The following is a 6,740-nucleotide window of genomic DNA, read 5'->3' as shown; positions in this document are numbered from 1 at the left end:
GGGGTTGCCCGGCATCTTCTTGTCGGTGACGTTGGGGTCGTCCTCGACGTCGCCGGACGGCTCGACGACGTAGATGCGTCCGCGACCTTCGCCCTGGGCCAGCTCTGCGCCCCAGGTGGCGGCGTCGAGCGTCTCCGTGACGTAGACGTGCCGCATGGCGAGGTCGGCCTCGAAGTTCGACGGACGACCGGGGACGAGCAGGTCACCGGGCTGGAGGTCGGCCTTGGTCCCGTGCAGGTAGGTGCCTTCACGGAACACCTCGAACGGGACGGGTGCGTCGGTCATCGTCTCTCCCTGGCAGGTGGCGTCGCTCTGACTGTAGGCGCGCGTGGCCGCGCTGTCTCCGTGTCTCGGCGGTGCCAGGATGGACGCATGAGCGCCTACTGGATCAGCACGTACTTCGAGATTCACGACGAGTCCAAGATGCAGGCCTACGCCGAGCTCGCCGGGCCCGCCCTGGCCGCGGCCGGCGGGACCTTCCTCGCCCGAGGCCTGCCGGGGGCCTTCTTCGAGGAGGGCAGGAACGAGCGCTCGGTGCTCATCGAGTTCGCCTCCGTGGAGGCGGCCGTGGCGGCCCACGACGGCGAGCCCTACCAGGCCGCCCTGGCCGCGCTCGACGGCGGAGCCTCGCGCGACATCCGCATCGTCCCAGGCGCCTAGCGCCCACAGAATCAGTGGTCAGATCCGTCTCTCACGATGGATCGGTCTGGTTTACCTGCCCGAAACGCCTCTAATCCGCAGTGTGTGTGACACTGGACCATGGCTTCGATGCGTCACACCACGGTCTTCGAGCGGCAGGCGCCGCCGGCCGGTCTTGTGTCGCGTGCGCTCGAGTCGTCGGAGCACCGGGTCTTCTGGCTCGACGACGCCCCCGCGTCCGGGCACGGCTCGTTGCAAGGGGTGGTGGAGACCGACCTCGCCGTCGTGGGCGGCGGCTACGCCGGGCTCTGGACGGCCGTGCTGGCCAAGCGCCGTGACCCGTCGCGCCGCGTCGTGCTGCTCGAGGCGCAGACCATCGGCTGGGCCGCCTCCGGCCGCAACGGCGGCTTCGCCGAGGCCAGCCTCACGCACGGCGAGGACAACGGGCGCAGCCGCTGGCCCGACGAGTACGACACCCTCGAGCGCCTCGGGCTCAAGAACCTCGACGCCCTCGAGCGCGACGTCGCCGAGCTCGGGATCGACGCCCAGCTGGAACGGACCGGCGTCCTGGCCGTGGCCTACGAGCCGCACCAGGTGAGGTGGCTCGAGGAGCAGACGCACGGGACGCTGCTCGACGCGGCCGGCTTGCGGGCCGAGATCGACAGCCCCACCTTCCTGGCAGGTCGGTGGACGCAGGGCGACAGCGCGCTCGTGCACCCGGCCAGGCTCGCCCGCGGTCTGGCGCAGGCTGCAAGCGACCTCGGGGTCGAGGTCCACGAGCACTCGCCCGTGCAGCGGCTCCGTGCCGGCCGCACCGGGGCGGTCGAGCTCACGACCCCCGGTGGGGTGGTCCGCGCCGCGCAGGTCGCACTCGCCACCAACGTGTTCCGTTCCGTGCTGCCCAGCCTGCGCTGGTCCACCGTGCCCGTCTACGACTACGTGCTCATGACCGAGCCCCTCACCGCCGAGCAGCGCGACGCGATCGGCTGGCGCAACCGGCAGGGCCTGGCCGACCTCGCCAACCAGTTCCACTACTCACGGCTCACGGCCGACGGCCGGATCCTCTACGGCGGGTACGACGCGATCTACCACGCCGGCCGCAAGGTCAACCCCGCCTACGAGGACCGGCAGAGCAGCTACCGCACCTTGGCCTCGCACCTGCTCACGACGTTCCCGCAGCTCGAGGACGTCCGCATCAGCCACCGCTGGTCCGGTGCCATCGACACCTCCACGCAGTTCTGCGCCTTCCACGGCCTCACCAAGCGAGGCCGGGTGGCCTACTCCGCCGGCTTCACCGGGCTCGGGGTGGCCGCCACGCGGTTCGCCGCCGAGGTCATGCTCGACCGGCTCGACGGCACGCCCACCGAGCGCACCCAGCTCTCGATGGTGCAGAAGAGGCCGCTGCCGTTCCCGCCGGAGCCGTTCGCGTCCGTGGGCATCAACGCCACGCGCTGGTCGCTCGACCGCGCCGACCACCACGAGGGCCGCCGGAACCTGTTCCTGCGCACCCTCGACCGCATGGGACTGGGGTTCGACTCATGACCGGCACGACCCCACTGCGGCCTGGACAGGTCGCACCCCACCCGGAAGCACAGGAAGAGGCACAGGCATGAGGCACGAGGACGTCGACGTCGTGGTGGTGGGCGCAGGAGCGACAGGGCTGTCGGCGGCTCACGCCCTCGTCGAGGCCGGGCGATCCGTGCTCGTCCTCGAGGCACGAGACCGCGTGGGCGGCCGGCTGTGGTCCGACACGGTCGACGGCGTCGACCTCGAGCTCGGCGGTCAGTGGGTCTCGCCCGACCAGACCGCGCTCCTGGAGATGCTGGACCGGCTCGGGCTCGAGACCTTCGAGCGCTACCGCGAGGGTGAGTCGGTCTACATCGGCCTCGACGGCCGGCGCACCACCTTCACCGGTGAGCAGCTGCCGGTCGCCCCCGAGGTCGAGGCCGAGATGGACCGGCTCACGGAGCGCCTCGACGAGCTCGCGGCCGCGATGGACCCCGACCGTCCCTGGGAGCTCCTCGGGGCGGAGGACCTCGACCGGGTCACGTTCTGGTCGTGGCTCCAGGACCAGACCAAGGAGCCCGAGGCCCGCGACAACGTCGCGATGTTCATCGCGCAGGCCATGCTCACCAAGCCTGCCCACACGTTCTCCGCCCTGCAGGCCGTGCTCATGGCGGCGAGCGCCGGCAGCTTCAGCAACCTCGTCGACTCCGAGTTCATCCTCGACCGGCGCGTGGTCGGCGGTCTGCAGAGCGTCCCGCTGCGCCTCGCCGAGCGCCTGGGCGACGTCGTCCGGCTGGGGGTCGACGTGGAGAAGGTGTCGTGGTCGCACGACTCCGTCGTCGTGGCGGCCGGTGACCTCGAGGTGTCGGCGCGGGCCCTCGTGCTGGCCGTCCCGCCCACGGCCGTGAGCCGCGTGCGGTTCGACCCGCCGCTGCCCGCCCGCCAGCGCGAGACACGGGAGCACCAGTCCTTCGGACAGGTCATCAAGCTCCACATCACCTACGACACGCCGTTCTGGCGTGATGCCGGCCTGTCCGGCACGGCCTTCAGTCCGTACGAGCTCGTGCACGAGGCCTACGACAACACCAACCACGACGAGACCCGCGGCACGCTCGTCGGCTTCGTGTCCGACCTCGAGGCCGACGCCGTGCTCGCGCTGCCCGCCGAGGAGCGCCGCGCCCTCGTGCTCGACTCCCTCGCGCGCTACTTCGGCCCGGAGGCCGAACGTCCGCTCTCGTACTTCGAGAGCGACTGGACCTCCGAGGAGCTCGGCAGCGGCGCGTACGGGTCGAGCTTCGAGATCGGCGGCCTGACCCGGTTCGGCCCCGAGCTGCGCAAGGCCGTCGGCCCGATGCACATCGGCAGCTCCGACATCGCCGGGCTCGGCTTCCAGCACGTCGACGGGGCCCTGCGCGTGGGCGCGCAGATCGCTCGCGCCGTCATCGACCAGACGCAGTCCTGAACACCCCATCCCGAGGTACGCCATGACCATCCACCCCGACCACGACCGGCTGCAGCGCGTCGCCAAGGACCGTCTCGTCCTGCACTTCTCCAAGCAGGAGGTCGACGACCTCCTGGTGCTGGATCGGGGCGAGGGCCCGTACGTCTACGACACGAAGGGGAACCAGTACATCGACGCGCTGTCGAGCCTGTTCTGCTCCCAGCTGGGCTACTCCTACGGCGAGGAGGTGGCCGAGGCCGCGAGCGCGCAGCTCACGCAGCTGGCGTTCAACACGAGCTGGGGCACCGCCCACCCGCCCACGATCGAGCTGGCCGAGACGATCACGAGCCTCGCACCGGCCGACGACTACAAGGTCTTCTTCACCAACGGCGGGTCGGAGTCGGTGGAGTCGGCCTGGAAGCTCGTGCGCGAGCACTTCATCGCGATCGGGCAGCCGCAGCGCACCAAGGCCGTCGCCCGGCACACCGCTTACCACGGCGTCACGCTGGGAGCGCTCTCCTTCACCGGCGTGCAGCCGTTCAAGGAGGGCTTCGGCGAGGCCCCGGTCGAGGTCCACCGGGTCTCCACCACCAACGCCTTCCGTCAGCCCGACGGCGACGACCCCGCAGCGTTCTGCGCCCGGCTCCTCGCCGAGGTGGAGGACACGATCCTCGCGGCGGGTGCCGACGAGGTCGCGCTCATCATCGCCGAGCCGGTGCAGAACGCCGGAGGCTGCTTCGTGCCGCCGCCGGGCTACTGGGAGGGACTGCGTCGGCTCGCCGACCGGTACGGCGCGTTGCTCATGGCCGACGAGGTCATCACGGGCTTCGGTCGCATCGGCGAGTGGTTCGCCTCCTCACGGTTCGGCGTCGCACCGGACCTGATCAGCGTGGCCAAGGGCATCACGGGGGCCTACGCCCCGATGGGAGCGGTGCTCGCCCGTCGCCACGTGGTGGCGCCGCTCGTGGACGGGTCCAAGGTCTTCCGGCACGGCATCACCTTCGGCGGCCACCCCCTGAGCTCGGTGGTGGCGTCCAAGACCATCGAGATCATGCAGCGCGACCGGGTGCTCGAGAACGTCCGTGAGCAGGAACAGGCGCTGGGCGACCGGGTCCGCCGGCTCCTGGACCTGCCGATCGTGGGCGACGTGCGTGGCGCCGGGTTCTTCTGGGCCATGGAGCTCGTGAAGGACGACGAGGCCACCCGCTTCGAGAAGCGTGAGCGCGACGAGCTGCTGCGCTCGTTCCTGCCCCGACGTCTTCGCGAGGCCGGACTCATCGCGCGCTGCGACGACCGCGGCGACGCCGTGCTGCAGATCGCCCCGCCGCTCGTCAGCGACGCGGCGCTGCTCGACGAGATCGTCGACCGGCTCGAGGTGGTCCTCACCGACGCCGGCAAGCACATGTGCGAGCTCTGACCCGACCGTCGGACCACCGCCCAGGGCGGTGACCTGGCGTCCGTCTGGAGCCGTCCGGGACTCCGGAACGGACGCTGGCTCACCGCCCCCAGGGTGGGTCAGGTCGGTCACGGACGCCAGGTCACCGCTCGCGGGCGAGCAGGTCCGCGAGGGCGTCGGGGAACGACTCGAGCGAGTCGATGACGACCGCTGCGCCGGCGGCGCGCAGCTCGTCGGGGCTGCTGGGACCGGTGCTGACGCCGATGCCGGGGATGCCGGCCAGGCTCGCAGCGACCATGTCGTGCTCGTGGTCGCCGACGTAGGCCGTGGCCGCGACCTCGCGCAGCGCGTCGGCCTTGCCCTCGCGCCATGCAGAGCCCCGGACGTCGTCGAGGTCGAGACCGAGGGCCTCCACGTGGAGCCGGGCGTTGTCCGCGACCTTCGCCGTGATGAGGACCGTCCGGCCCCCGGCTGCGCGGACAGCGGCCAACGCCGCGGCCGCGCCCGGCCAGGCCTGCACCCGGTCGATCGCGATGTCGGGATACAGCTCGCGGTACCGGTCGCCCAGGGCCTGGACCTGGTCCTCGGGGAACCAGTGCGCCAGCTCCCACTCGACCGGCGGGCCGAGCCGCGAGACGACGAGCTCGGTGTCGATGAAGGTGCCGGTCTCCTCGACGAGCGCGTCGTAGACCGCCTTGATCCCGGGGCGGGAGTCGATGAGCGTCATGTCCAGGTCGAAGCCGATCACGAGGTCGTTCACGTCTCGAACCTACGGGGCGCTTCTCTGGGAGGATGGTCGGCATGGCGGAATCGGGACGCCCAGGACGTGGCCGCGGACGGGGGCTCTCGCGCGAGGTCGTGGCGCGCGCGACGCTCGAGCTGATCGACGCCGAGGGCGTGGGCGCGGCGAGCATGCGGGCCATCGGCACCCGGCTCGGTGTCGAGGCCATGTCGCTGTACAAGCACGTGAGCGACCGCAACGACCTCCTGGACGCCGTGGTCGACCTCGTCGTCGCCGAGCTCGACCACGACCCCGAGGTGCGCAGGACCGCCGACGAGGGCTGGCGCGACTACCTGCTCCGCCTGGCGCACGGCGTCCGGCGTTTCGCGGTGGCGCACCCGCATGCCTTCCCTCTCGTCGCGACCCGCCCCGCCGAGGCGCCGTGGATCAACCCGCCCCTGCGATCCCTCGCCTGGATCGAGTCCATGCTCCAGACCCTCGGCGAGGCAGGCTTCGACGACGAGCAGGTGCTGTTCGCGTACCGCTCGTTCAACAGCTTCCTGCTCGGCTACCTGTTGATGGAGTCCGGCGCCAGGACGCTCCGCGACCCGCAGGCGGGCGACGGCGCGCTCTCACCGGGCAGCGCCGACCCCGAGCCGGTCCCGGGCGGCCTCACACCCACGCGCGACGTCGAGGAGCGCGAGGCCATCGCCGACGCCGACGACGCCGAGGACCTGATCGACCCGCTGGGCGAGGTCGACGAGGACTCCTATCCCACCGTCCACCGGCTCGCGGAGCAGCTGGCGCAGGACCACTACGTGGAGGAGTTCACCCGAGCGCTCGAGGACATGCTCGACCGCATCGCCGCCCAGATCGCCTAATCTCACCAAACTTGTTCACCGCGCCGAGCAGGTTTTGGCTTACGCCGTAATCTTGTAGATGTCAGATCAACACAGCATCTCCGAGAGGACGAGTCATGAGCTTCATCGACAAGGCCAAGAACACCGCTGAGAAGGTCACGGGCGAGGTCAAGGAGG

7 protein-coding genes are annotated in these 6,740 nt (G+C 71.0%); 5 read left to right on the top strand and 2 right to left on the bottom strand.

Features of this window, described 5'->3' with window-relative positions; genetic code table 11:
- Positions 1-285 (bottom strand): NAD(+)--rifampin ADP-ribosyltransferase (locus ASD11_RS17645; RefSeq protein WP_056290824.1); only part of this gene is annotated, 285 nt, incomplete at its 3' end.
- An 87-nt stretch (positions 286-372) separates the two neighbouring features.
- On the opposite strand from ASD11_RS17645, the gene ASD11_RS17640 reads away from it, so the two are divergent.
- The 4 genes from ASD11_RS17640 to ASD11_RS17625 all read left to right on the top strand — a co-directional run bounded on the left by ASD11_RS17640 (position 373) and on the right by ASD11_RS17625 (position 5,003).
- Positions 373-660, top strand: a complete 288-nt coding sequence (locus ASD11_RS17640) for a DUF1330 domain-containing protein (protein ID WP_056290822.1) — start codon at positions 373-375, stop codon at positions 658-660.
- 99 nt (positions 661-759) lie between these two features.
- A complete protein-coding gene (locus ASD11_RS17635; RefSeq protein ID WP_235503407.1) occupies positions 760-2,181 on the top strand; it encodes an NAD(P)/FAD-dependent oxidoreductase in 1,422 nt (473 codons plus the stop codon).
- 67 nt (positions 2,182-2,248) lie between these two features.
- On the top strand, positions 2,249-3,607 hold the full coding sequence (locus ASD11_RS17630; protein ID WP_056290818.1) for a flavin monoamine oxidase family protein: 1,359 nt from the start codon (positions 2,249-2,251) through the stop codon (positions 3,605-3,607).
- Between the two features lie 22 nt (positions 3,608-3,629).
- A complete protein-coding gene (locus ASD11_RS17625) occupies positions 3,630-5,003 on the top strand; it encodes an aminotransferase class III-fold pyridoxal phosphate-dependent enzyme (protein ID WP_056290814.1) in 1,374 nt (457 codons plus the stop codon).
- A 121-nt stretch (positions 5,004-5,124) separates the two neighbouring features.
- Here ASD11_RS17625 and ASD11_RS17620 read toward each other — a convergent pair whose 3' ends face one another.
- Positions 5,125-5,742 (bottom strand): HAD family hydrolase, encoded by a 618-nt coding sequence (locus tag ASD11_RS17620; RefSeq protein ID WP_235503406.1) that lies wholly within the window; start codon positions 5,740-5,742, stop codon positions 5,125-5,127.
- A 41-nt stretch (positions 5,743-5,783) separates the two neighbouring features.
- On the opposite strand from ASD11_RS17620, the gene ASD11_RS17615 reads away from it, so the two are divergent.
- The gene (locus ASD11_RS17615) at positions 5,784-6,584 is read left to right on the top strand and encodes a TetR/AcrR family transcriptional regulator C-terminal domain-containing protein (RefSeq protein ID WP_162246518.1); all 801 of its coding nucleotides are present in this window, start codon (positions 5,784-5,786) and stop codon (positions 6,582-6,584) included.
- The last annotated feature ends 156 nt before the right edge of the window (positions 6,585-6,740 follow it).

This window comes from Aeromicrobium sp. Root495 (assembly GCF_001426755.1).
In the GTDB taxonomy this organism is placed as follows: domain Bacteria; phylum Actinomycetota; class Actinomycetes; order Propionibacteriales; family Nocardioidaceae; genus Aeromicrobium.
The sequence above is the reverse complement of the archived record's forward strand: the minus strand, read 5'-3'. Positions and strand labels throughout refer to the sequence as shown.